At 69.8% G+C, this 22,165-nt stretch carries 25 protein-coding genes; all 25 read right to left on the bottom strand.

Annotated elements, in window-relative coordinates; genetic code table 11:
- Nucleotides 1-12: 12 nt before the first annotated feature.
- The gene (locus CSC62_RS07680; protein WP_162405586.1) at nucleotides 13-648 is read right to left on the bottom strand and encodes a hypothetical protein; all 636 of its coding nucleotides are present in this window, start codon (nucleotides 646-648) and stop codon (nucleotides 13-15) included.
- A 23-nt stretch (nucleotides 649-671) separates the two neighbouring features.
- A complete protein-coding gene (locus tag CSC62_RS07675) occupies nucleotides 672-1,115 on the bottom strand; it encodes a hypothetical protein (protein WP_162405585.1) in 444 nt (147 codons plus the stop codon).
- A 2-nt stretch (nucleotides 1,116-1,117) separates the two neighbouring features.
- On the bottom strand, nucleotides 1,118-4,195 hold the full coding sequence (locus CSC62_RS07670) for a phage tail protein (protein ID WP_162405584.1): 3,078 nt from the start codon (nucleotides 4,193-4,195) through the stop codon (nucleotides 1,118-1,120).
- Nucleotides 4,192-5,055 (bottom strand): baseplate hub domain-containing protein, encoded by an 864-nt coding sequence (locus tag CSC62_RS07665; RefSeq protein WP_162405583.1) that lies wholly within the window; start codon nucleotides 5,053-5,055, stop codon nucleotides 4,192-4,194. Before CSC62_RS07665 ends, CSC62_RS07670 begins: the two co-directional genes overlap by 4 nt.
- Complete coding sequence (locus tag CSC62_RS07660) at nucleotides 5,045-6,220, bottom strand: hypothetical protein (RefSeq protein WP_162405582.1); 1,176 nt, start codon at nucleotides 6,218-6,220, stop codon at nucleotides 5,045-5,047. Before CSC62_RS07660 ends, CSC62_RS07665 begins: the two co-directional genes overlap by 11 nt.
- Entirely contained in the window at nucleotides 6,213-9,023 is a 2,811-nt protein-coding gene (locus CSC62_RS07655) for a tape measure protein (RefSeq protein WP_162405581.1), read from the bottom strand. The genes CSC62_RS07660 and CSC62_RS07655 overlap by 8 nt, the downstream gene beginning before the upstream one ends.
- A complete protein-coding gene (locus CSC62_RS07650) occupies nucleotides 9,016-9,159 on the bottom strand; it encodes a hypothetical protein (protein ID WP_162405580.1) in 144 nt (47 codons plus the stop codon). Before CSC62_RS07650 ends, CSC62_RS07655 begins: the two co-directional genes overlap by 8 nt.
- Nucleotides 9,160-9,194: 35 nt before the next feature.
- The gene (locus CSC62_RS07645) at nucleotides 9,195-9,614 is read right to left on the bottom strand and encodes a hypothetical protein (protein ID WP_162405579.1); all 420 of its coding nucleotides are present in this window, start codon (nucleotides 9,612-9,614) and stop codon (nucleotides 9,195-9,197) included.
- A 4-nt stretch (nucleotides 9,615-9,618) separates the two neighbouring features.
- Nucleotides 9,619-10,374, bottom strand: coding sequence for a phage tail tube protein (locus CSC62_RS07640; RefSeq protein WP_162405578.1), 756 nt, complete (start codon nucleotides 10,372-10,374; stop codon nucleotides 9,619-9,621).
- A 15-nt stretch (nucleotides 10,375-10,389) separates the two neighbouring features.
- A complete protein-coding gene (locus tag CSC62_RS07635) occupies nucleotides 10,390-10,827 on the bottom strand; it encodes a hypothetical protein (protein ID WP_162405577.1) in 438 nt (145 codons plus the stop codon).
- Nucleotides 10,820-11,236 (bottom strand): hypothetical protein, encoded by a 417-nt coding sequence (locus tag CSC62_RS07630; RefSeq protein ID WP_162405576.1) that lies wholly within the window; start codon nucleotides 11,234-11,236, stop codon nucleotides 10,820-10,822. The genes CSC62_RS07635 and CSC62_RS07630 overlap by 8 nt, the downstream gene beginning before the upstream one ends.
- Complete coding sequence (locus tag CSC62_RS07625) at nucleotides 11,233-12,012, bottom strand: hypothetical protein (RefSeq protein WP_162405575.1); 780 nt, start codon at nucleotides 12,010-12,012, stop codon at nucleotides 11,233-11,235. The genes CSC62_RS07630 and CSC62_RS07625 overlap by 4 nt, the downstream gene beginning before the upstream one ends.
- Complete coding sequence (locus tag CSC62_RS07620; protein ID WP_162405574.1) at nucleotides 12,009-12,308, bottom strand: hypothetical protein; 300 nt, start codon at nucleotides 12,306-12,308, stop codon at nucleotides 12,009-12,011. Before CSC62_RS07620 ends, CSC62_RS07625 begins: the two co-directional genes overlap by 4 nt.
- On the bottom strand, nucleotides 12,284-12,733 hold the full coding sequence (locus tag CSC62_RS07615; protein ID WP_162405573.1) for a hypothetical protein: 450 nt from the start codon (nucleotides 12,731-12,733) through the stop codon (nucleotides 12,284-12,286). The genes CSC62_RS07620 and CSC62_RS07615 overlap by 25 nt, the downstream gene beginning before the upstream one ends.
- Nucleotides 12,730-13,560: a lysozyme family protein gene (locus CSC62_RS07610; RefSeq protein WP_246194275.1), complete on the bottom strand. Its 831-nt coding sequence runs from the start codon at nucleotides 13,558-13,560 to the stop codon at nucleotides 12,730-12,732. The genes CSC62_RS07615 and CSC62_RS07610 overlap by 4 nt, the downstream gene beginning before the upstream one ends.
- 5 nt (nucleotides 13,561-13,565) lie before the next feature.
- Entirely contained in the window at nucleotides 13,566-13,934 is a 369-nt protein-coding gene (locus CSC62_RS07605) for a hypothetical protein (RefSeq protein WP_162405572.1), read from the bottom strand.
- Nucleotides 13,931-14,233, bottom strand: a complete 303-nt coding sequence (locus tag CSC62_RS07600; protein ID WP_162405571.1) for a hypothetical protein — start codon at nucleotides 14,231-14,233, stop codon at nucleotides 13,931-13,933. The genes CSC62_RS07605 and CSC62_RS07600 overlap by 4 nt, the downstream gene beginning before the upstream one ends.
- Before the next feature lie 78 nt (nucleotides 14,234-14,311).
- The gene (locus CSC62_RS07595; RefSeq protein ID WP_162405570.1) at nucleotides 14,312-14,668 is read right to left on the bottom strand and encodes a capsid cement protein; all 357 of its coding nucleotides are present in this window, start codon (nucleotides 14,666-14,668) and stop codon (nucleotides 14,312-14,314) included.
- A 74-nt stretch (nucleotides 14,669-14,742) separates the two neighbouring features.
- Complete coding sequence (locus CSC62_RS07590) at nucleotides 14,743-16,971, bottom strand: ClpP-like prohead protease/major capsid protein fusion protein (RefSeq protein ID WP_162405569.1); 2,229 nt, start codon at nucleotides 16,969-16,971, stop codon at nucleotides 14,743-14,745.
- A 1-nt stretch (nucleotide 16,972) separates the two neighbouring features.
- Nucleotides 16,973-18,508, bottom strand: a complete 1,536-nt coding sequence (locus CSC62_RS07585; protein ID WP_162405568.1) for a phage portal protein — start codon at nucleotides 18,506-18,508, stop codon at nucleotides 16,973-16,975.
- The gene (locus tag CSC62_RS07580) at nucleotides 18,505-18,717 is read right to left on the bottom strand and encodes a primosomal replication protein PriB/PriC domain protein (protein ID WP_162405567.1); all 213 of its coding nucleotides are present in this window, start codon (nucleotides 18,715-18,717) and stop codon (nucleotides 18,505-18,507) included. The genes CSC62_RS07585 and CSC62_RS07580 overlap by 4 nt, the downstream gene beginning before the upstream one ends.
- A 92-nt stretch (nucleotides 18,718-18,809) precedes the next feature.
- Nucleotides 18,810-19,142 (bottom strand): hypothetical protein, encoded by a 333-nt coding sequence (locus CSC62_RS07575; RefSeq protein WP_162405566.1) that lies wholly within the window; start codon nucleotides 19,140-19,142, stop codon nucleotides 18,810-18,812.
- Nucleotides 19,139-21,085 (bottom strand): phage terminase large subunit family protein, encoded by a 1,947-nt coding sequence (locus CSC62_RS07570; protein WP_162405565.1) that lies wholly within the window; start codon nucleotides 21,083-21,085, stop codon nucleotides 19,139-19,141. Before CSC62_RS07570 ends, CSC62_RS07575 begins: the two co-directional genes overlap by 4 nt.
- Nucleotides 21,082-21,282, bottom strand: coding sequence for a hypothetical protein (locus CSC62_RS07565; RefSeq protein ID WP_246194274.1), 201 nt, complete (start codon nucleotides 21,280-21,282; stop codon nucleotides 21,082-21,084). Before CSC62_RS07565 ends, CSC62_RS07570 begins: the two co-directional genes overlap by 4 nt.
- Nucleotides 21,279-21,881, bottom strand: a complete 603-nt coding sequence (locus CSC62_RS07560) for a hypothetical protein (protein ID WP_162405564.1) — start codon at nucleotides 21,879-21,881, stop codon at nucleotides 21,279-21,281. Before CSC62_RS07560 ends, CSC62_RS07565 begins: the two co-directional genes overlap by 4 nt.
- Nucleotides 21,882-22,165: the final 284 nt, after the last annotated feature.

The following is a 22,165-nucleotide window of genomic DNA, read 5'->3' as shown; positions in this document are numbered from 1 at the left end:
CGGCACCACGGCTTACAAACTGCCAGGCGGCGTGAAACTGGTCCCCGAGTAGGCGCACCCGAGCCCCCTCCTGACCCGCATCTGCTTGGCGCTGAAAGGGACGCCGGTGATGCCCGCAGCATGAGGACCGATGCGGACCGGGTCAGTCGAGGTGTGAAGCGGGGTGGCCGTGGCGCGGATCAGCGCGGCCGAGCCGTTGACCGCGACCCAAAACTGACCGCTGGCATTGCGGTACCACGCGAAATGGGCCTCGGCTCCCTTCACGATGCCAGCACCCACCGGCCATTCGTTGCTGCCACCCTGCAAATGAATGTAGAGCCCGAGGTTAGCCGCGCTCGGACCGGTGCCGGCATACCAGGACCAGCCGCTCGACCACTTCGAGACGATACCCGCCTCGCGCGTGGTGCCGCTGGCGATGGTCCCGATCATTTCGATGCAGAACTCGTCAGCACCGAAATTCCAGTCGGCGTGGTCCGGGGTCGTGAAGTAATCGGTGGTGTTGGGCGCCATCACCAGCTGACCGCTTGAAACGCCAGAGCCGCCGTTCGGCGTCCAGATCTTGCCGGTGTCATCGGTCAAGGTCTGGCCGTTAGGCATGGCGGTGAAGTCCAGGCGCGAGATCAGTCGGACGCCCTGCAGCGGCAGCAACCCACCGTGAGCTGCCAAGAGACTCATGCAGCTGTGCCCTTCATCGAATAGTCCCAGCGACTGCCTGCGTTGAGTGTGGTCCAGTGGGAGACCGTGCGCGCATTTGCGCTGGGCTGAATCGCGGTGTCGCTGCCGACGATCGCCTTCGCAGCGCCCGGGAGGGTCACCACGCGGCCGCCGGTGCCGTCTTGGACAAAGTGAATCGTCACCGATGCCGCTGGCGGCACGTTGGAAAAAGCCAGCGTTGCAGCGGCCTGGAGGTTCACCAAGAAGTAATCGCCCTGGCTGCAGTCGATCGTCAGTGTCCCGGCGGAAGCATGGCCTATCGTTGTGACGATCGCACGCCGGATCCGGCGCGGCGTCATCCAACCATCCTCGCGGGCGCCCTCAGGATCGGTCAGCCCTGGGATGCGCTCGAGATCGGGAGCCGTGACCTCGGCGCCGTTGTCAAATCTGATGTTGGCCATGCCTATCCCTCGTATACGTTGCCGTCTTGATCGGCGTAGGTTTGGTCGCTCTCGTCCACGTAAGGCTCCAATGGCGAGAGCAAGAATGCGAGCGTGTGGGCAGCAGGTTTCCAGCTCTCCAGACCATCCCGAACGGCCCAGACCTCGATACGCAGCGTGCCGTTGCCGGAAGGCGTGTGCGCGGCGGCCGTGCCCGCGATTCCTGTCTCTTCATGGTCCAGCACGCCGTTGAGAATCCACCGAACCGTGTAAGTCGTGCCGATCTCTGGGCCGAACCCCTCAGCGAGGGCATCGATCAGGGCGGCCTCCTGTGCCAGCCGATCACGATGCGACCACGTGACCTCAGTCGTGGCCAACGCGCCTACTGGATAGCTCTCCCCGTTCACTTCCAGCTTGCCCGGCGCGTAGGGCCGGGACGCCCTGGAAGCCATGATGACGCTGGAAACGGGCGCCAGGTAGAGCTCCAGAATGTCGCTCCCCATCCGGGTCTGTGCCTTGGCATCGATCTGCTGACCAGCCGAGCGGACTTCAGGGTCCATAACGCCATAGGCGTCGTAGAACCAGATGCGCTCGCCGGCGGCGTGCTCAGTAGGCGGCGTGTCCACGACACCACGTCCCAGCGTTACCGTGAGCGACATGACGTCCAACGCGTCGACACGGCACAGCTCGTCTCCCCACAGCGCGGCGGTACCAAGCTCCACGCCCTCAAGCCCCGAAGGGGCCGCCAGCGTGAAGTCGACCCGGAGCAGGCCGCCTGCAGGCCCGCCGGTCAACGAAGCTTCCACCACGGTGGCGGTCGGGCAGAAGCTGCCAGGCTGAGCTTCCTCAAAGCCGCCGCCATCGACCTGTGTCTGCAGCAGAAAGTCCACCGCGGCCGGCGCCGCGGCGGCCACGGCGAGCACATAGCCCTGCGTAGGCGACAGGTACGCAAGATCGGCGTCACTTAACACTTGGAACAGTTCGCTGTAGGGCGATTCGAACAGCGCCTGAGAAGGAACCGGCACCGCAGTCGTCGGGATCTCGGGGGCCGTGCCTGGCTCGCCTACGACGTAGGTGGTGTCCGGCATGCTAGCCACGTCCTGCACTGCGGTGATCCGCAGGGCGCCGCTGCGCAACGTCCCGCGGTCAACCTCGCCCAGCACGCACACCATGTCGGCGATGCCCTTCTTGGGCGCCTGCAGCCGGAACTTGCGGCCCTTGCGCCAGCTGTAAGGTGCGCGCGTGGTGGACGCCGTGATCCGCTCCAGCGGCGTGGACCGAACGCGCAGATCACGGGCGCCTACCCGAAGCGCGAGGGTCTCGTTGAGGATCTCGCGGAAGGTGCGCACTTCCCCGTTGACCGAGCCGAACGCCTGGATCGCACCCAACGCCTGTAGCGGCGCAGTGGAGCGGTTCTCCTTCTTCAGCGGGTCGAACCACTCCACGACCACCTGGTTGACCGCCTCGTCCAGCACGGCTGGCTGGCGCTCGAACTCCAGGATGTCGTCGTCGGTGAGCACCGGCAGGTCATCGACGCCGATGTCGTCGCGGATCAGGTCCAGGTGCCACAGACCCGTGGTGGGGTCGCGCGAGAGCTGTGCGCCGATCAGGTCGCACAGGCGCTGCTGGAACTGCTCGATGGTCTCAGAAGAGGCGTCGAACTCTGTTCCGATGCCGAACCCTTCCGCATGCAGCCGATCGGCCGCCGCGCGCCACCCGGAATCGTCGATCAGCGCAGCCGGCTCGCCGTCCATCTCACGCGCCACGAGGCTGTCATAGAGCACGTGCGCCGCGTTCATGCCAACCAGGTATCGCTGCCGATGCACACGCAGCGAAAGGCCGCCGCGATTGTCGGGAGGGTACGGGTCATAGAGCCAGAACCGATAGCTCGAAGCTCCGGAAAGATTGATGGGCAGGTTGGCCTGTGCTGCAGCGAAGGCTCCTGCTGCGCTGGTGTGGAAGGTCTGGTTGTAGGCCGTGGTGCCTGTGTCGGTTGTAACCCAGAAGGCAGGCAACCACACGTGGCCCGGCGCGGGGGGCGGCGTCGGCGTCGTCGAGTCGTCGGATCCCCAGCCTGACCATGCGGTATAGGTCAGCCCCTCGGGCATCGTGACAAGCAGCAGATCCTGCGGGCCAACATCGTTGAGGACGTAGGCATTGGCGCCACTACCGTCTGCGTCACTCCCTTTCAGGGCAATTTCGCTGATCAATAGCTCCAGCGGACCATAGCCTACTGGCACCTCCGCCTTCTCGGGATACCAGCACTCGTCGTTGTCCCAGCCTTCGCGGGTGCGCGAGACCAGGAACGCGGGCGATTTGAAGTAGGGGCTGTTGCCCCAGCGGCCGCCCTGGAACACGACCGAGGCGCGGCCGCGGTAGGCGCTTTGTTCGGGGGCGAGGTTGGCGGCGAGGTAGGCGCTGGGCTCCTGGTCGGCGTCACCGAACTTGAACTCGAACACGCCTTCGATGCCGCCCTCGCTGTCCTCGCCGCCCCACAGGTTGAGGCGGGAAATGAAGAGGTTGGAGGACTCGCCCAGCTCGCCGGACCACACCTCCTTGTCGCCGGCGCGGATGGCCAGCACGCTGTCGATGGGGCCGCGGCACAGCATGAAGTGGAAGATGCGCTTGTACCAGTAGCCGACGGTCTGCCACTTGGTCTTCAGGGTGAGCGACTTGCCGGCCTTCTTGCGGATGGCCACGGTGCCCATCGGCTTGTCGCCGATCACGACCGGATCGGAGATCCACACCGGGCCGTAGATGCGTTTGAGGGTGGCGCCGTCTTCGACGCGGGCGACCTCGATTTTCTGCGGCTTGGCGCTCTGCGGCTTGGGCGCCAAGGCGTAGGCGACCAGCAGCGACACCACGAACACGATCGCGTAGACGATCCAGTCGGCGATCGCCTTGATCGGCTCCCCCGCCACAGGCGGCCGCTGCATCTGCTGCAGCGACGCCCACGCGCTCCACACCGCCGCCACCAGCAGCCCCAGCGCCAGCACGATGCGCGCCACCAGCCCTTCGCGCGTGTCCAGGTACCAGTAGCGGCAGCGCCACGAGGCGACGTACCAGAGGCGGCGCAAGCCGGTGCGGCGAGGGTTGGTCATACGGCGCGGGTTCCGTCGAAGGCGGATTTGCCGGGCATGCACAGGCAGCCGCCGTAGTTCTTGTTGTTGTCGCGGGCGGTGCAACCGGCCCAGTTGTGCGGGCAGCCGGGCCAGGCCTTGAGGCTGGTCACCTCGCCCAGGTCGGCCGCGCCGTAGTCCAGCGTCAGGGTCAGGCCGGAGGCGGCGCGGATGGTGCGCGTCTCGACGATGCCGTCGGCGCGCTCCCACTGCACGAATCCACCCGGCCACTCGATGCCGTCGTCGCGCTCGAACTCGGCCGCGGTCAGGGTGAGGCCGTCCACGTCGGTGACGGTGGCCTCCACCTCCCACGCGTCCGGGTCGAGGTTGCACTGGCCGATACCCTGCGAGTACACCGGCCGGTCGCAGGCGCGCTGGATGCGCGGCGCGCCGCCCACCCACGCGCCCTTGGCCGCGCGGCTGGGCGAGCACACCAGCTCCAGCAGCGTGCCGTTGCACTTGGGCTGCAGCACCTTGCCGGTCCAGTCGATGATGACCTCGGCGTCCGGGTCGTCCGCGTGGTAGGTCATGCAGTCCACGTAGACCGGGTCGCTGGGCGGGTACGGGAGCCAGTTGCGGCCCAGGTCCTGCGTCGGCGGCAGTTCGATCGCGCCCGGGTCGGTGAGGAACGGCAGCTTGATCGTCACGTTGTTCTTCGCCCGCTCCCCGCTCTCGCGGATCGCCGTGCGGCTGATGCCCGGCGCGGACAGGTACACGTGCTCGCCCACGGTGACGTCGCGGTCGGCCGTGGTGAACCGCCACACCCGGTTCTGCCGGGTGAAGGCGAACAGCTGAACGGGGCGGCCGAGGAAGCGGGAGAGTTCGCGGAGGTTAAAGCCCATCGCGCAGCCCTCGGAAGCTCAGTTGCGCGCTGGCGGTGCCGTGCGACCACCAGCGCAGCACGACGGCGTCGGCCTCCTGGCGCACCGGCACCAGGAACGACACCAGCGCCACCTGCGCGGCGGTGAAGCCGGTGCCGATGGCCGCGTCGAGGGTCAGGCGCTCGACGTCGTCGCCCACGGCCGTGGCGGCGGTGATGCGGCGATACAGCACGGTGCCGCTGCGCAGCTGGATGCGCAGGTCACGCCGCCCCTGGGCCAGCGGCCAGGCGGACAGGCCGGTCCAGCCCACGTCCAGCGTGGTGGCGCCGTTGGACACGTTGGCCACCACCTGCAGGTCGCCGGCCAGCGAGGGCAGCCAGATGGGGCAGCGCCGGCCGTCCAGCGCATACAGGAGGCTGCGGAAGGCCGCGGCCTGCTCCATGGAGAGCAGCGTGTAGTTGCGCATGGCCAGGCCGCGCGGCCCGCCCTGCGGGTCGAAGCGCGCCGGCGGCGCAGTGCCGTTGTCCTCCTCCACGAACTGGCGCTCCGGCGTCCAGGCGGGGTCATCGCCCCAGTCGGGCGCGACCTCCAGCACGGGCACGTCGCGGTACTCCGCGGCGCCGGCGGTCGCCGGCCAGTCCACCGGTTCCTCGAACAGGAAGCGCACCTGGTACGGCACCGCATCGGACGTGAACCGGGACAGCGACGGCATCCCGTCCAGCCGCGCCAGCGCCACGGGCAGCACTGCGGTGCCTGCCGGCCAATCGCGCACCGTGGGCTCGGCGAGGGTCAGCGCGTCGCTGGCCACCTCGTCCACATCCACCAGCTCGTAGTCGCGCGGGGTGGCGCCCAGCAGCAGCGCCCGGCCGCCGGCCCGGTAGTGGCGCCAGCGCGTGTCCACGGGCACGGCGGTGGCGCCCGCGGCCAGCGGTTCCGGCAGCGCGCCCCGGTCCATCGGGAACGGCACCCACCACCGGCCGGCGCCGTTGGCGTGCAACAGGTGCTCCAGGTGCCGGCGCGCGGCGCCCTCCTCCAGGCCGCTGAACTCCAGCGTGGTGCGCGGCGACAGGCGCAGGCCGCGGCGCTGCTCCACGCCGTTCTCGGCCGGTAGCACGTCGGTCAGGGCGTCGAGCTGCTCGACGATCTCGCCGCCGCAGGCGAAGGTCCACGCCACGGGATCAGCCACGATGCAGGCCATCCCAGTTGTTGCGGACGTGCGCCATCACGACGTCCTCGCCTGCCTTGCCTGCCAGCGCATCGGCCACGGCGTTGTCGCCGATGGCCACCACGACCGAAGGCGGCGCGCTGCTGCCGCCACCGGCGCCGCCGTTGGCCCGGTGCCGCGGGTCGTTGCGGGTCAGCACCTCTTCGCCGCGCTGCAGGACGGCGGGCACTTCGTCCGGGCCCAGGCCGGCGATGCCGCCGGTGTGGTAGCGCGGGGCTGCGCCGAACAGCCAGGCAGGCAGCTGCCGACGCACGCCCGGCTGGCCGGCGATGCCGCCGGTGTGGTGGACGCCGGCGCTCATGCCGGCCGCGGTGGCCTTGCCGAGGCCCGGATAGATGGCGTCCAGCAGCTGCAGGACCAGGTACGTGGCCAGCGCCCGGGCGGCGATCTGCGCCATCGCTAGGGCAAAGCCGCGCACGAAGTCGCGCAGCGCCTCGCCGGCCGACTTGGATCCGTCCACCAGGTCCATGAACAGGTTGGTGACCGATTCGATGGCCGCGTCGGAGACCTGCTGGCGGAACCGCTGCATCGACGAGGCGACGGTGCCGATGTTGCCGTCCAGCTGGTTGAGGAACGCCAGCACCTTCTGCGCCTCGGGGCTGTCGGCCGCGAGCATTCCCATGAAGTCGACGGCGGCCTGGCGCAGCTCCAGCAACTGCTGCATGGCACCGGCCCGTGCTTCCTTGACCTGCCGCTCGCCCTCGATGATGCCCAGCAACCCAGCTTCTTGCTGCGCCGCGACGGACTGTTCCTTCGCCTGCAGGTTGGCCAGCACCCGCGTCATCTTCTCGTCGAACTCGCCCAGCTGCGACTTGGCCACTTCGGCGTCGATGTGCAGGCGGATGGTGCGCACGTCCTCCTCGCGGCCATTGGCCTGCAGGGTGACGATGCGCTCCTTGAACTCCTCCTCCAGCCGGGCGCGGACCGCACGGGCCAGTTGCCCCTCGCGCTCCAGGCGCGACACGTACATGTCGCCGGCGGCCTTGTCCAGCTCCTCGATTGCCTTTTTCTCCTCACGGGCGCTGGCCGTGGCGATCTCCGCGCGATCGCGCTGCAGCTTGACGATGGTTTCCTCGATCCGCTGGCGGGCCTCGCCCTTGTCGGCAGCGGCCAACTGCATGCGCGCCTGCTCGATCTCCGCATCGATGGCCTGCTGCTGCAGCTGGCGGCGGGCCTGGTAATACCCGGTGATGCCGATTTCGTGGGCGGCATACATCCGGTCCAGGTCGCGCAGCTGACGCTCGATGGAGTCGCGCAGCAGCGCGTTGGAGCCGGTGATGCGCTCGCCGGTGGTTTCCACGCCGGTCGCTGCGTTCTCCGTCGACTGTTCGATCGCGCGCTCCAGTTCGGCGATCTGGCGCTGCCATTCCGCGAGTTGCTGCAGCGCCTGGTCCTGCATATTCTGGGCGCGCGACACTTCCGGGTCCGCGTTGCCCATGCGCGCACGCGGCATGCCCATGGGGCCGCCACCGCCGATGTCGGTGCCGATGGCCTGGGACTTGTACTTGGCCTCCTGCAGCGCGGCCGAGGCGGCTTTCAGCGTATCGATTGCCTGCTGCCGCTTGGCCTTGGCGTCCTCCAACGCCGCTTCCTTGCTCTGCAGGGCCATGTTCTTGTTGGCCTCGAGCGCCTTGGTGTGCTCCTCCGCGGCACGCTTGGCTTCGGTGGTGCGCTGGTACAGCAGGTAGATGCCGGCGGCCAGGGCGGCGATGGCCAGGCCGATGGGGCCACCGATCAGGGCCAGCGCGCCTCGCAGCGTGGTGGCCGCGGCGACCGAGGCCATGATCGAAACGCGCAAAGCGACGAACCGGGCAATGAGCGCGGGGATCGCCGCGGCGCCCGCCAACGCCAGACGGGTGCCGATCAATACGACCAGCACGTCCAGGTGCTGGATGATCTGGCCGAGGATGGCCACCAGGGGATCGAGATAGCGCGGCAGGTTCTGGGCCAGCGTGGTCAGTGCCGCGGCGAGCTTGCGGCTGATCCCATGCGCCTGGTCCACCTTGCCCACGTAGTCCAACAGGTTGTTGCGCAGCACGGTCCAGGCGTCGGCCATGGTGCGCGGCATCGCCTCGAACTCGCGCGCCACCAGCTGGGCCTGGGTGGCCAGCGCCTTGAGCACCTGGTCGTTGGTGAGCTTGCCTTCCTTGGCCATGGCGCGCAGTTGGCCGACTCCGACGCCCAGGCCGGCGGCCACCGCCTCGGCCAGGCGAGGCGTCTGCTCGAGGACTGAATTCAACTCCTCGCCGCGGAGCTGGCCCGAAGCGAGCGCCTGGCCGAACTGGGTGATTGCAGCATCGGCCGCGCCCTGCGAGGCGAACGACAGGCGAATGGCCTGGTTGACCGTGCGGGTCAGGTCGAGCAGCTTCTCCTGGCTCAGGCCCATGCTGCGCGTGCTGCGCTCCATGCGGGCGTAGAGGTCCGTAGTGCCGGCCAGGCTGGTGCGGGTTTCGTTGGCCAGCTGCAGCAGGCGCTGGTAGTCGCCGCTGGCGGCGCTGATGCGACCGCGGATCTGCGTGGCCTCGTCGGCCATGGCGCCCAGGATGCTGGCGCCGCGCAGCGACAGGTACGCACCGGCCAGGGCCACCACCTCCTGCCGGATGCGCCGCAATCCCTGCACTGCCGCGTTGTTGGTCAGCGATGGCAGGGCCGCATCGGCCTGCTTGCGCACGCCCGCCAGCTCTCCACGCAGCACGCCGAGGCCCTGCTTGATGTCAGCCAGGTCGGCGGAGATTCGGACGCGCAGGCTTGCAGGGTTAGCCATCGAGGGTCTTCAGGAATTTCTCGAAGTTGCTCTTGTCGTACTGCGCGGCCCGCATGACGGTTGCGAGGTCGCGCAGGCGACGCCGGTGTTGGCGCTCGGCCGCGGCGGTGAACAGGCGCACCTGCGCGAACGTCATCTGCCACACGTCCGCGCGGGCGTGCCCCTGGTCGATCAGGAACTGGGCGGTGTCGACCCAGCCCCAGGCTTGCCTGCCCGGAGCCGTGCGCCCAGCCGATCGATGGCCGGCCGCAGGCGCTGGTCGAAAAAATCGCGATTCGCCCCGTAAACGGCAGCGAACAGGTCCAGCACCTCGTCCAGCTCTGCCGACTCGATGAAGGCCGCCTCGCGCCCGGTGGCCAGGGCCAGCACCTGCGGCACTTCCTGCCGGTGCTTGCGCACCAGCTCGAAGAAGAAGCCGAGGTCGTCGGCCGAGGCGTTGCCCAGCGCGGTCAGGCTTTCGATCAGCGGCGAGGCCACGGCCAGGATGTCCAGCAGCTGGCCGAAGCGGAGCGGCCGGATCTCCAGCCGCTCCCCCGCGAACGCCACCACGCCCACCGCGGCGCCGGACAGCGCCTGCGCTTCGTTGGTCATGCGCTCAGTCCTCGAACTCGACGGTGAAGTACTGGCTCACGCCCGGGCCGGTCTTGGCGCTGTCGGACAGCAGCGAGCCGTTGACCTGGCCGGCGCCGTACTCCTCGCCGATCACGGCCATCTCCTGCAGCACGCCGCCGGAGACCTTGTGCAGCACGATGCGGGTGCGCTTGCCGCTGCGCGCCTCGTTGAGGCCGATGAACACCAGCTCGTACTGCTTGTTCGAGGCCACCAGCGCCTCGACCTTCTTCTGGGCGACGTAGGCGTACGTGACCTTGATGTTGGCGGCGCCACCGGTCACTGCGGAGATGGTGCTGCTGGCCGGGATGTAGAGCACGCCGTCGCGCAGCTCGTAGTCGGTGCCGGCGGCGTAGGTCACCGAGTCGGCCATGTTGGTCACCTCGGTGATGGAGGTGGCCAGCTTGGCCAGATTGACGTAGCCGCCCTTGTAGGCGACCACTTCCTCGTCGGTGGCGGTGCCGGCGGAGATGGTGCTAGCGCTGCTGCGCAGGCCGATGGCGAAGTTTTCGGCGCTGAAGTCGTGGAACGTGTAGCTCAGGTCCACGCCGGTGAGGCGGCGCACTTCGCTGCGCTTGTTGCCGCCGGGCTGGGTGTAGTCCAGCAGGTTCTTGACGTCCTCCTGCGGGGACAGGGTGAGCGCAGAGCAGTTGCCCAGCGACAGCAGCGGTGCGGCGGCGCCGTACTCGCGGACCAGGATCGAGCCGCTACCGAGGTAGCTGTGGTCGGTGGAAGGGATCATGGCGGGGTCCTCGTGTCAGCGGATGGGGATGTTTCCGGTCACCACCACCACCACGGCCACCCAGCCATCGGCCGCAGCTGCGGCGTCTGGCGAGGCGGACTGGTAGAGGGGAAACTGGTACCCGGTGGGGAAGCGGTACTGCTGGTCGGCCAGCGCCAGCTCGATGTCCTGGGCGATGGCATCGACGACGGCCTGGGCCTCGGTGAAGGTGGCGGGCACCTTGGCGACGATGTTCACGGTGGTGGCGCGGTGCGTGCGCGCGACGGCGGCATCGGTGGCGCGCGCCTGGCCCTCCCAGACCACCGTGACGAAAGCGGCGTCGCCGGCGACCTTGGGCGCAGGCTCCAGGGTGACCAGGGCGCCGGCGTCGGTGTTGTAGCCGTTGCCCTTGGTGATGCGGCGCAGGCAGTCGGCGATGTGGCCCAGGTAGACCTTGCGCGGGCTGTCAGCCATGGGCCACTTCCTGCACCCACCAGGCGCTGGCGCTTTCGTCGTTGCGGCCGGTGCGCTGCACCAGCACGTACAAGGCGGTGACGGCGCCCGCGCTGTCGAGAATGGACACCCGCCCACCCTGCTCCGGCGCCAGCGCGGCCCGCTGGAAGGTGATGCGGGTGCGGTTGACCGACACCGGCGCAGCGTCGTCGCCGAAGTCCTCGACGTTGTGGTCGACCAGAACGGTGCACGCGACCGGAACCGGCGCCGCAGGCGGCTCGTCCGGGCTGTCCGGGTCGTGCGCAGCGATCTGCGCGAGCAGCTGCACCTGGGCCGGCGTGAGGTACCGGGCGGCATCGGCCAGGCCGGCGTTGGCGAACGCGCCGAAGGCCATGGCGTCGAACTGGCGGAGGAAGGCGGCCTGGCTCATCGGCGCCCCCGGTACTTGCTGGACGCCAGCGCCTTCTCCAGCTCACGGTTGAAGTGGAACGGCATCAGCCGGTTCCACGTGCGCTCGGCCAGGCCGAAGATGTCGAAGCGCTTCTGGTAGCGGGCGCCGCGGACGAACACCAGCACGCTGCGCAGGGCACTGCCGAAGCCGGTGGTCAGGCGCTCGTAGATGCCCGGGAGCAGCTTGCCGCGGCGAGCGCGCAGGGCGAAGAACTCGCTGCCTCGCACGCCGCGCTTCGCGGCGCGGTTGCGGCGGCGCGCCCGGCTGGCCTCGGTCTCGTTCTGGTACGGGTCGCGACGGGCACCCAGCTGCGACAGGATCCGGTTGACCTGGCTGGCCTTGATGTTGCCGAAGGCGTCCAGCTCGGCTCCGCGGCCCGGGACGGCGAACATGCCCGCCGGCATCGCGCCCTTCGACTGCAGCAGCAGCTCGACGCCCTTCTTGCGGCGCGTTCCGCCTTCCACCTGGGGCAGCAGATACTTGGCCGGCGGCGTGCCGCCCACCGCTTCATCCCGCAGCTTGATGGTGGCGTAGAGCCGGTTCTTCGTGGCCTTCTCGTATTGCGCGGCCTTCACCGTCATCGGCGTGGGCCGATCGAACACCCGGGGCGCCGTGCGCGCCCAGACGTCGCGGATCTCCACGGCGGTGGCGTTGCAGGCCTGCATGACGGCAAACGGCAGCTGCGTGCGCTCCAGCTCGGTGAACTGGCGTCCCAGCACGTTGTCGGCGTCGACCTCGATCTTGACCAGGCTCATGGCTTGACCTCCGTGCCCTGGATCGCCTCGACCTGCTGCAGCTTCGCGTTGGCGCGCTCGAGCGCGGCGCGGCGCTGGGCGGCGACGTCGAAACACATGGCGATGGGGCCCTCGGCGATGGGCTCGCGGCGGGTCAGGCTCGACGGCACGGGCACGTACACGCGGCGCTCGACGATGACCGGCTCGGGGCGCACGGCCACGCCGGGATCCGGGTCATCGGGCTTGTGTTGGCAGCTGGCGCCGCTCAGGGCGAGCACCAGGCCGGCGGCGATCAGTAGCCGGAGAATGCCGGGCATACGGCCTCCACGTGTTGCAGCGCCTGAACGCAGTGGGCTTGCTTGACCTGTGCGGCATAGCGGGCCATGAAGGTGGACAGGGTGCGGTCGGCATCGGCGGCGCGAGCCTCGGCGGCGGCGACGGCCGCCCTGCCCTGCTGGCGCACGGTGACCAGCTGGTCCTGGGCGGCCTTGAGCTCCGTCTGCAGGGTGGCGGTGGTGAGCTCCCAGCCCTGGTTGGCGGCTTCCAGCTCGCGCACGCGGGCGCGGTTGGCGGTGTCGGCGGCGTTGCACGCGGACGCGGCGGCCTTGGACACATCGAGCGCGGCGGAGCTGGTGGTGGCCTGCACCCACCAGACTGCCGCCATGGTGGCAATGACCAGCAGCAGCACGCCGACGGCGTAGAGCAGCGGCTTGACGGTGACGCCGGCGAGCAGCGACTTCATCGGGCGCCCTCCACCAGCTGCGCTTCGCTCTCACGGCGGCCGCACAGGCCGGCCTCGAGGTTGGTGCCGCGCCACAGGCGGCACTGGCTGCGCAGCTGCAGGGCGAGGCATGCCAGGTCGCCGAGCGGGATGCAGGTGTCGCGGATGGCGCGCTTCTCGCGGTTGCGATCGCCGACCATGGAGCCGCCGCGGTTGTAGGTGTTGCCGACCAGGGCGCCGCGCGCGTCGGCCGGCAGTGCCAGCACACCTTCGCCGTAGGCGCGCACCGTCGTGCGGTGATAGACCGGCAGGGACACCTCGACGAATACCTGCTCGGCCTCACCGAACGGCACGACGATGTCGCGGAACCGGGGCAGCGCGGCGCGGGCGGCTGTGCCGGTAATGCCGGCGGTCGCAGCCAGACGCGCCACGTCCGGGTGGGCGGCCCAGTCCTGAGCGATGGTGCGGGCGCCCTGGTGGCCGCCGTCGTAGCCGATGCCCCAGGTGACGCCACTGGCGCCGCCGGGCCAGATGGGCCACTGCAGTCGGCGCGCGTAGTGCGCGGCGCTGGTGACCTCCCAGCGGACGATATGGGCTGCCGCCGCCGGCGAGACGAGCCGTGCCTCGCCTGCGGCCGGCGGCGGAACCACGGCCTGCACGGCATCGCGCACGGCGGCGATGGCCGGCGCGGCATGCTGGGCCGTCGCGGACCGTGCATCTTCGACCGCCGCGTCCGCGCGCACGGTGGCCGGGGCCGGCGTCGTCTCGACGGGCGGCAGTGCGCTGGCCGCTGGCGCCTGAACGCAGGCGGCCAGCAGCAGGATGAGGGAGGCGACGGCGGCGCGCATGGCGATCACCGGGCCGGCCAGAAGAAGACCAGGCTCAACGCGAGCGCGCCGAGCAGCTGCAGCCGATGGAACACCAGAACCCAGCGGGCGTTCGCGTCGCCGGCGAGTACGGCGCTCTGCAGCGTGTCCTCCTCCGCGCGGGTCAGGTCGCGCAGGTACAGGCGCTGGATGAGCCAGCCGCAGCCCAGCCACGCGGCGGCGTAGGCGCACAGCGCCGGCAGCTCGGCCAGCCAGGCCAGCGCATCCGGACCGACACGCACGATGCTGCCCAGCACCACGTAGCCGATGACGGCCAGCAGGACCAGGCCCGGCAGCCACAGGGTGAACTCCTGCGACTGGTAGAAGAAGGTGCGGATGCGCTTGATGAGGCTCATGGCGTCTTGGTGGCCTGTTCCACGTGGTTGATGCGCCGCTCCAGCTCGGTGATCCGCCAGATGACGCCGTTGTCCAGCTTCGCGTTGAGCAGCTGCACGTCGCCGGTGACCTTGGAAACGTCGCGCGCCTGCTCCTGCTGGGCCTTGCTCAGGTCGGCCAGCCCACTGCGGATGTCCTGCAACAGCAGGCCGCAGAGCGTGCCGAGCAGCGCCAAGAGGATGGGCACCACGAACCGGGTGATGACCTTGGCCCAGGTGCTCTCGGTGGCCTTGTCCAGATCCATGTGTTTCTCGCTCATCGCCCCTGCTCGATTACTGCGCGAAAGGCCCGCCGCCGCATGCGCCACCCGGGCATCTGCATGCGGCGGCGGCCGACATCAGCTGGTGACGGTGCCGCGGCCCGGGGTCAGCTTGACCAGCATCTCGGTCGTGCCGTTTCCGAAGGCGCCGATGGCCGCGCCGAAGCCGGTGACATCGCCGGTGGCGGCCGAGGCGATGATCACGCGGCTGGCGCTGACGTCCCAGATGAGCGCGGCCATGCCATCGGTGACCACCGCGGTGCTGAGCTTGGGCAGCGCGAACACGCCTTCGATGGCGAGCGCGATGGTGTCGCCGGTCTTGCCGCCGGTGAGGGCGACGCCCACCAGCGCGCCCTTGACGATGACGTCGCCGCTGGCGCAGTCGGCGGCGAGCACGTGGTCGACAACGCGACCATCCTGATACTGGTTTTTCATGGGTCTGCTCCGGAAGTGCGGGGAATGGCGCGTGCGAAGCCGCGGCGCGCGGGGTCAGCCCGCGCGCCGGGCGGTCAGGCGCCGGGGTTCTTGTAGATGCCGCGGTAGTCGGCGATGGCCGGGGCGGCGTCCAGGCGGACCTTCCAGGCGACGCCGTCGACGGTGAAGCCCTCTTCCTGCTCCAGGTACGGAGTCTGGTTGCCGTTGAGGTAGCCGATGACGATGCCGTCCACGAACGCCGGGTTGGCGACGCCGTACCACGCGGTGGCGCTGACATCGTCCAGGCGGCCGTCGTCGATCACGTCGAACGTGTTGCGCACGATGTTCGGCGTGGTGAGGTTCTTGCTGCCCGAGACCTCGAACTGGCTCTCGCGAACGGTGCGGGCCAGGCCACCCAGGGCCAACGGGGTGAGCAGGGCCTTCATCGGCACGCGAATGCGGTGGCCATCCGGGCCCTTCTGGCTACCCATCGCCACGCGCATGGCGTCCACGCTGGTGGTGCTGATGGCCGCGCCGGTGAGCAGGTTGCCGTGGTCGGCGTGGAACAGGGTCTTGCCGTCCGCCAGCACCGGGTTGCTGTTGATCAGGTTGAACACCGCCTTGGCGATGGTGCGGCGGGCGGCCTGGCCCAGCTTGCGCGGCACCTCGTTGAAGATGCCCAGGTCGTCGTTGATGATGGCCTGGCGGGTGATGGAGAACAGGCGGCCGTAGGTGACGATCTGCATCGCCTGCGACTGCTCGCTGAAGGTGCCGTACTTGAACTCGCCACCCTCCGGCACGACCAGCAGGTCGGAGAACGCGCCCAGCCCGACCAGGTTGGTCGGCTTGAAGTCGGGCACGCTGACCGCGCGGGTGAACTGATCGATCTGCTCCTCGGCTTCCTCGTAGCCGCGGAGGACGGCCTTGCGGCCAGCCTCGCCCAGCAGGCCCGGGAAATCGGACGAGGAGTGGGTGAACGACAGGCCCACCACCTCCATGCGGTCGCGGCCGCGGACGTCCACGCCAGCCGCCAGCACGCACTCGCGCGCCAGTTCGGACATCGTGTGGCCGCGGTACGGATTGGCGCTGTCGGCCTGGGCCGTGCCGGCGCGGGCCTCGATGGCGTTGAGCATCGCGGCGCGGGTGTTGTCGCGCTGGTCGGCGCCGGCGGTGACGACGGTGTTGCCGGCGATCGGCTGGGCGCCGGCGGCCAGCATCGCCAGGATCTGGCGACCGACGGCGTCGGCGGTCACCGCCGGGTTGGCCTCGGCGATGATGTTGTCGACGTAGGCGCGAACCTGGGCGTCGCCGAAGTGCGGCTCGGCCAGGGCGCGGATGTCGGCGTTGCGCTGGCGCAGCTGGGCCAGCGGATCGACGGCCAGCGCCGCAGCGGCGACCGGGGCGGCAGTCGGGGCCGCCGCAGCGGAGGGGGCTGCCGCAGCAGGCGCCGCGGCGGTGGCCTGGACGCCAGCCGCCGGGGCGTTCCCGGCCGTCGCGGTGACCAGCAGATCGTGGTAGCGCTGTTTCATGGTGGGATCCTCGAGTTGGCCGATTACGGCCTGCTGTGTGACCTCGGGTAGCGAGGCGAAAACGTTGGGCGAGATGCTTGCGGTGATGTGCCCGCGCAGGCAGGCGGTGACCGGCGCCGGGGCGCGGGACAGCGCCGCCACGTAGCTGCTCATGGCGACGACGCTGGCGGCCTCGGCCGACACCGGCACGGCGCCCTCTTCCAGGCGGTCGGCGAAGCCGAAGTCGACGGCCTCGGCCCCCGTGTACCAGTGGTCGCGGCCGTCGCTGAGCAGGCGCTTGATGTCGTCCTCGCGGCCGGTCTTGGCGACGTAGGCCTCGGTCATCGCACGTGCGTGCGTGTCCAGCATCTCCGCGAACTCGCGGAAGTCGGCCGCGTTGCCCATGGCAATGGTGGCTGGCGCATGCACCATGACCAGCGAGGTGGGGTAGACCACGGCCTCGTCGCAGGCCATCAGCACCAGCGAGGCGATCGACGCGGCCTGGCCGTCGACGAAGCCGACCTTGCGAGCGGCGTGCTGGCGCAGGGCGTTGTAGATGGCGATGCCATCCGGAACGACGCCGCCCTCGCTGTTGATGCGGACGTGGATGGTGGATGCCTTGATCTCGGCGATGTCGCGTGCGAGCTGGCGCGCGGAAACCGAATCGGCCCACAGAGCCGGGCCGATGGCGCCGTAGACGTAGACCTCCGCCACGTCCTCGGCCAGGGCCACGACCTTGAAGTAGCCGAAGGACGTGCCACCGCCGGCGTCGGCGAGGATGGTTCCCATGGCGTGTGCGAGCGCGGTCTTGCGCATGTCAGTCCCTCAGCATTGCGGTGATGGCAGCGGTGCGGACCGCTGCGCGGACGGGCTCGGAGTCTTCGGCCGGCGGCGCACCGCGCACCTCGCGCCAGTCATCGATCTGGCGCGCGACTTCCTCGGGGTTGTTGCCGTACTGCAGGGTGTTCTGCTGCGGCGACGTCCAGCTGCGGTCCTCGGCCTCGCCGCGGGCGTAGGCCTCCTTCAGGGGATCGATCCACGGCATGACCGGGCGGACGTAGGTGCTGGCGGCCACGTGCTTGAGCTGCCAGCCACGCGGCACGCGAATGCGGCCGGCGAGGACGGCCGCCTCGATGAAGCGCATGCGCTGCTTGCGCACGGCCATGGCGATGAAGCGCTCGGCCAGCATGAGGTAGCCGCCCCACTTCTCCACCAGCTCTTGGCGCTGCGCGGAGTAGGTGCCGTTGTAGTCCAGCGACAGGCTGCTGTAGCTGACGCCGATACCGCCAGCCGCCGCGCGCAGCTGTTCCTTGCGCCAGGTGGCGGCGTTGGGGTTGGGACGGTTGCTGGCGATCGTGCCGATGTCCTCGCCCTGCAGCAGGTCATCGAACACGATGCCGGGTGCCATGCGCAGGTTGCGATCGGCCGGCTCGGCGATGGTCATCTCACCGGCCAGGCCAGGGCCGTTGCTTTCGCCGTAGCGCTCTGGGTTGCCCTTGCGGATGAAGGCGCACATGGACGCGGCCACCTTGGCGGCGACGCGCTCGGACTCTTCGTAGTCCTTCACGTCCTCGAAGCGAGACATGGCCGAGGCGAACACCGACAGGCCGCGCACCTGGTGCAGGCGCTTGACGTTGCGGATGCCGTGCAGCACGTCGGCGGACACGCGCTTGGTCTCGGTGCTCCAGCCGACCATATCGCCGGGGTGGCGGCGGTACACGTGGTAGGCGACGGGCCGGCCCCAAGCGTTGCACTCCACGCCCTGGCGGATGTTGCGCGCGGGATCGTCCAGATCCAGCGGGATCATGTCCGGCTCGAGCATCTCGATGCTGTAGGGCACGGCGGTGCCGTGCTCGAGGTAGGCCACCGGGCCGAGCAGGTCCTGCCAGTAGGATTCGCCGTCGCGGAACCAGGTGCGCGCCAGCAGCTGTTGGCAGGCGCCGTAGTCGTGCAGCGTGGTGACCTCGGGGGCGTCCCACCAGCTGTCCCACAGGTCGTCGATCTGCGCGGCCAGGTCGCGGTTGATCGGCTGGCCCGGCAGGCGCGGGGCGGCCAGCACGTCGATGCCGGCACCGACGGTGTTCTGCACCAGCACGTTGAGGGCGTTGTCAGCCAGGTCCAGGTCGCGTTCGAGATGGCGCGCCTGGTCGCGCAGCTGGCGCGCGTCCATGCCGACGATGCTGTTGGCGCTGCCCCAGTCGCGGGCGAGCTTGCGGCTGCGCGACGGGCGGGTGACCTCGTGGGCGCGGGCGGTAACCGCGGCACGTTCCAGCACCGCGGCGGCCGCGCGCTCGGCGCGGTCCTGGGCGATGGCCACGGTCAGGCGGGTGCGGGCGGCGACGGCGGTGGTCACGTCGTGCCCCCGAAGTCGGCGTTGGCCCAGCCGGCGCGGCCGCGGCGGGCCTCCGCGTCAACCCGGGCCTGCCACTCTCGGCGTCCGGCGCGGATCTGCTCGAGGTCGGCGCGCGTGAGCTGACGATCCCCCATCCGCACGGACTGCCCGGCGAGCACCGCGGCTTCCGCCTGGGTGTAGAGGTCGAGCATTTCCTGCGCGGTCGCCATGGGTGACCATGGTCCGGATGTGGTTGTCCACGATCTAGGCAAAACCGTGGACACCGCCCCGTGTAAACAACTGATTGCAAAGGGTCAAAAAACTATTTTGTCCACGTTTTTCCCAAAACCGTGGACACCCGCTCTTTCTGGCGGCCTGGGAGGCCTCCGGGGAACAGCTTGTGCAGCAGCGAGCGGCTCACGTCGAAGTCGCGCATCACGCGCTTCACCGATGCCCCGCGCTCCAACGCGGCACGGATCTGCAACACCGGGTACTCGCGGTTGGCCGCCGGGAAATACGGCTTCTCGCCGGCGAAGCAGCGCATGATCGAATCCACGAACGGCTGGGCCATGCGCTCGCTGACGCCGACATCGCGCATCAACGCCTCGGCGATCTTCGCCCGCAGGGCCTGGCGCGCGTCCGGCTTGTCCGTCATAGGCCCCAGCCCTCGCGGGTGTCGATGCCGCGGCGGCGGCGCGGCTTGGCGGCCAAGGGCGTAGATGTTCCACGGGAATCAGAACCCTCGGTCGAAACCGGGGCGGTAGCAGCGCCGGCCGGCGATGTTCCACGGGAATCCGAACCCGCCGCCGCGCCGGCCAGAAGCCGCTCATCCAACCGATCCCAGTCCGCCTTCGTGTAGCGGTGCAGGCGCACCTCGGGGTGGTGGGTGGCGGCATAGGCGTAGACCCAGCCATCCAGCGGCTCGTTGCGGACCACGCGCTTCTCGAACCGGTTCTTGACCGGGTTGTAGATCTCCGACACCAGGCCGGGGAAGAACTCGGGCGGCAGCTCGTCGCTGAAGTGCACCAGCCGGGCCTCGGGCTGGCGCTCGGCGTCGGCGGACAGGCGGCTGTAGAGGTAGTGCTTCGCCGCGACGGTACCGACGTGGTAGATGGTGATGCCGCGCTTGTCGGTGCGGCCGCGCCAGGTGACGTCGGCCAGCTTGCCCTTGGACAGGATGGGCGCGTTGTTGGGGATGGCGCCGAAGATGCACATGGGCCGGGTGACCAGGCGCTGGCGGACGTAGTGCTTGACCGCCTCGGTGCGGTGGCCGCCGGCGTCGATGGCCACGGCCAGGGGACGCAGCAGCACGCCGTCGGCGCGCTCGATGGGGCGGTTGAGCAGGTCGGTGAGGGAGAGCCAGACGGCTTCCTCAGCCGGGTCGCCGGGCAGCTCGACGTAGTCCAGGGTCCAGGCGGCCATGCCGCGGCCCCAGCCGACGATGTGCACGGCCAGGCGGTTGTCCTGGGTGTCGACGCCGACGGTGATGGCCAGCACGCCCAGGGGTGCGGTGCGTAGGCGGTAGGGTTCGGCGCGGTCGGCGATGACGTTGTGCTTGACCGCGCGCATGGACGGGTCTTCCCACGTCTCGGCAAGGCGGTCGTTGATGAATGTCTTGAGCGCGGCCGGGTCGTTCTGGGCGTCCAGCCACTCGCGCACCAGGTCCAGCCAGCGCGGGCCAAGGCCGAACTGGTAGTACAGGCAGTTGATGGTGTAGCCGCGGATCTCCGAATCCGGGTTGCCGGCGACCCAGCGGCCGGCGGCGATCATGTCCGGCTTGTGGTGCTCGTCGATGGCAACGCCGCATTCGGCGCAGGCGTACCAGGCGTGCTTGACGTCCGGAGACCAGACCAGGCCGGACCATTGCAGGGCCTGGTAGTGGCCGCAGTGCGGGCACGGGACGTGATAGCGCCGCTGGTCGCTCTTCTCGTACAGGCGGGCGATGCGGCTGAGGCCGGCGATGCCCGGGGTGCTGATGTACAGGCGCTTGTAGGTGGTGGGGAACGAAGAGGTGCGGCCGTCGAGCATCTTGACCGGGTCGTCGCCGGTGCTGAGCTGCTGCGGGGCTTCGTCGATCTCGTCCACGCCGAGGTACTTCACGGTGGTGGACTTCAGGCGCTGCGGACTGCCCATGTGCTCGACGTAGAGCTGGCCGCCGGCGAAATCCTTGAACGCCCGCTGGTTGGCGCTGTCGCGGCTGGCGGTGCTGCTGAGCGCGCGGCGCACGGCGGCGCACACCTCGATCATCGGGTTCAACTTCTGGTTGATCCACTTGTTGAACGAGGCTTCGCCCGGCAGGGCGTACATGATCGGCGCGGGCGCGTAGTCCATCCAGTAGGCGATGGCGTTGGTGGCCAGCTGGCTCTTGCCGAACTGGATGGGGAACATGCACACCTGGTCGTGCACGGGGCTGCGCACGGACATGTTGTCCATGGGTTCGCGCAGCGGCGGGTTGCGATCGGTGACCCAGCGGCCGGGCTTGCTGCTGCCCTTGCTCGACAGCCACATGTGCTCGTCGCACCACTGGGAGACAGTGAGCGGGCGGCGCGGCTGCAGGGTGCGCGCGAGCACCTGGTTGAGGCGGACGCCGACGCTCACCGGCGCATCTCCGGCAGCGGCCCGGCGTAGTGGGTGATGGGGACGATGCGCGCGACATGGCGCCAGACGGTCTGGCCGGCGGTGGCCCACAGCACCAGCGGGCTGGTGCCGTAGCCGTAGCCGAGGTACCAGCCGGAGGCAGCGACCGGGACGGCGGCCGGCTGGATCTGCAGGTCGATGCGCGGGAGGGTGGTCACTCGCCCTCCTCCGCTGCGCGGGCGGCGGCGCGGAAGCCGCGGCTGGCCTCCTCCAGTCCGTGGTTGATCTCGTCCCACACCAGTTGCCGGCAGCGGGCTTCGTCGGTGGTGGCGGCCAGCTGCGGCGCCAGGGTGTCGGCGATGCGCTCCAGGGCGACGCGCAGGCCGGTGGCGGCCTCGGCCAGCAGGCGCTCGACGGCCGCGGCGGGCAGCAGCTGGCCGCGCACCTTGTCCAGCTCCAGGCGGGCCATCTCCGCGTCGGTCTCGGCCTTGTTGGCCAGGGCGCGGGCCTTGCGCCGGGCGTCGCTGTCCTGCGGCTCGGCGGCGGCGGCCTCGCCCTCGGGCGGGTCGTCGTCGACGTCGGCACCGGCCAGCGCCTCGCCACGGACGGCCGCGTGGCGCGCGGCGACGCCGGCCTTGGCCGGGTCGCGGGTGTCGGCGTACAGCGCCAGGGAGGCGGCACGCAGGTAGCCCTTGCCCTGCGGCGCGGGCACGACACGGCCGTGGCGCTTGAGTTCCACGATGTAGGACGGCCGGCAGCCGATGAGGCCGGCCAGCTCCTTCCCGGTGACCACGACGTCGGCGGCGGCCTCTACCACTGCCCCTCCCCTTCCATCCCTTTCGGGGCCGGGCAGAGCGAAGAGAACGCGCGCGTGCGCGAGCGTGCGGGATGTGCGGGCAGGTGTGCGGGATGCGGAATGGCCGAATCCCTTGCGGCAGTAGGCATGTGCGGGATGTGCGGGATGTGCGGGCACTCATACGCGCGGGAGGCCGAAATTCCGGCGCGATGGCAGGCGCAGGAATCCGCTTCGTGTGCGGGCGCGCACGTAGGCCATTGCCCGCACATCCCGCACATGCCTACTGCCACAAGGGTTTCAGCCTT

This window comes from Pseudoxanthomonas jiangsuensis (genome assembly GCF_010093185.1).
Classification (GTDB): domain Bacteria; phylum Pseudomonadota; class Gammaproteobacteria; order Xanthomonadales; family Xanthomonadaceae; genus Pseudoxanthomonas; species Pseudoxanthomonas jiangsuensis.
This window is presented reverse-complemented; position numbering and strand designations above follow the sequence as displayed.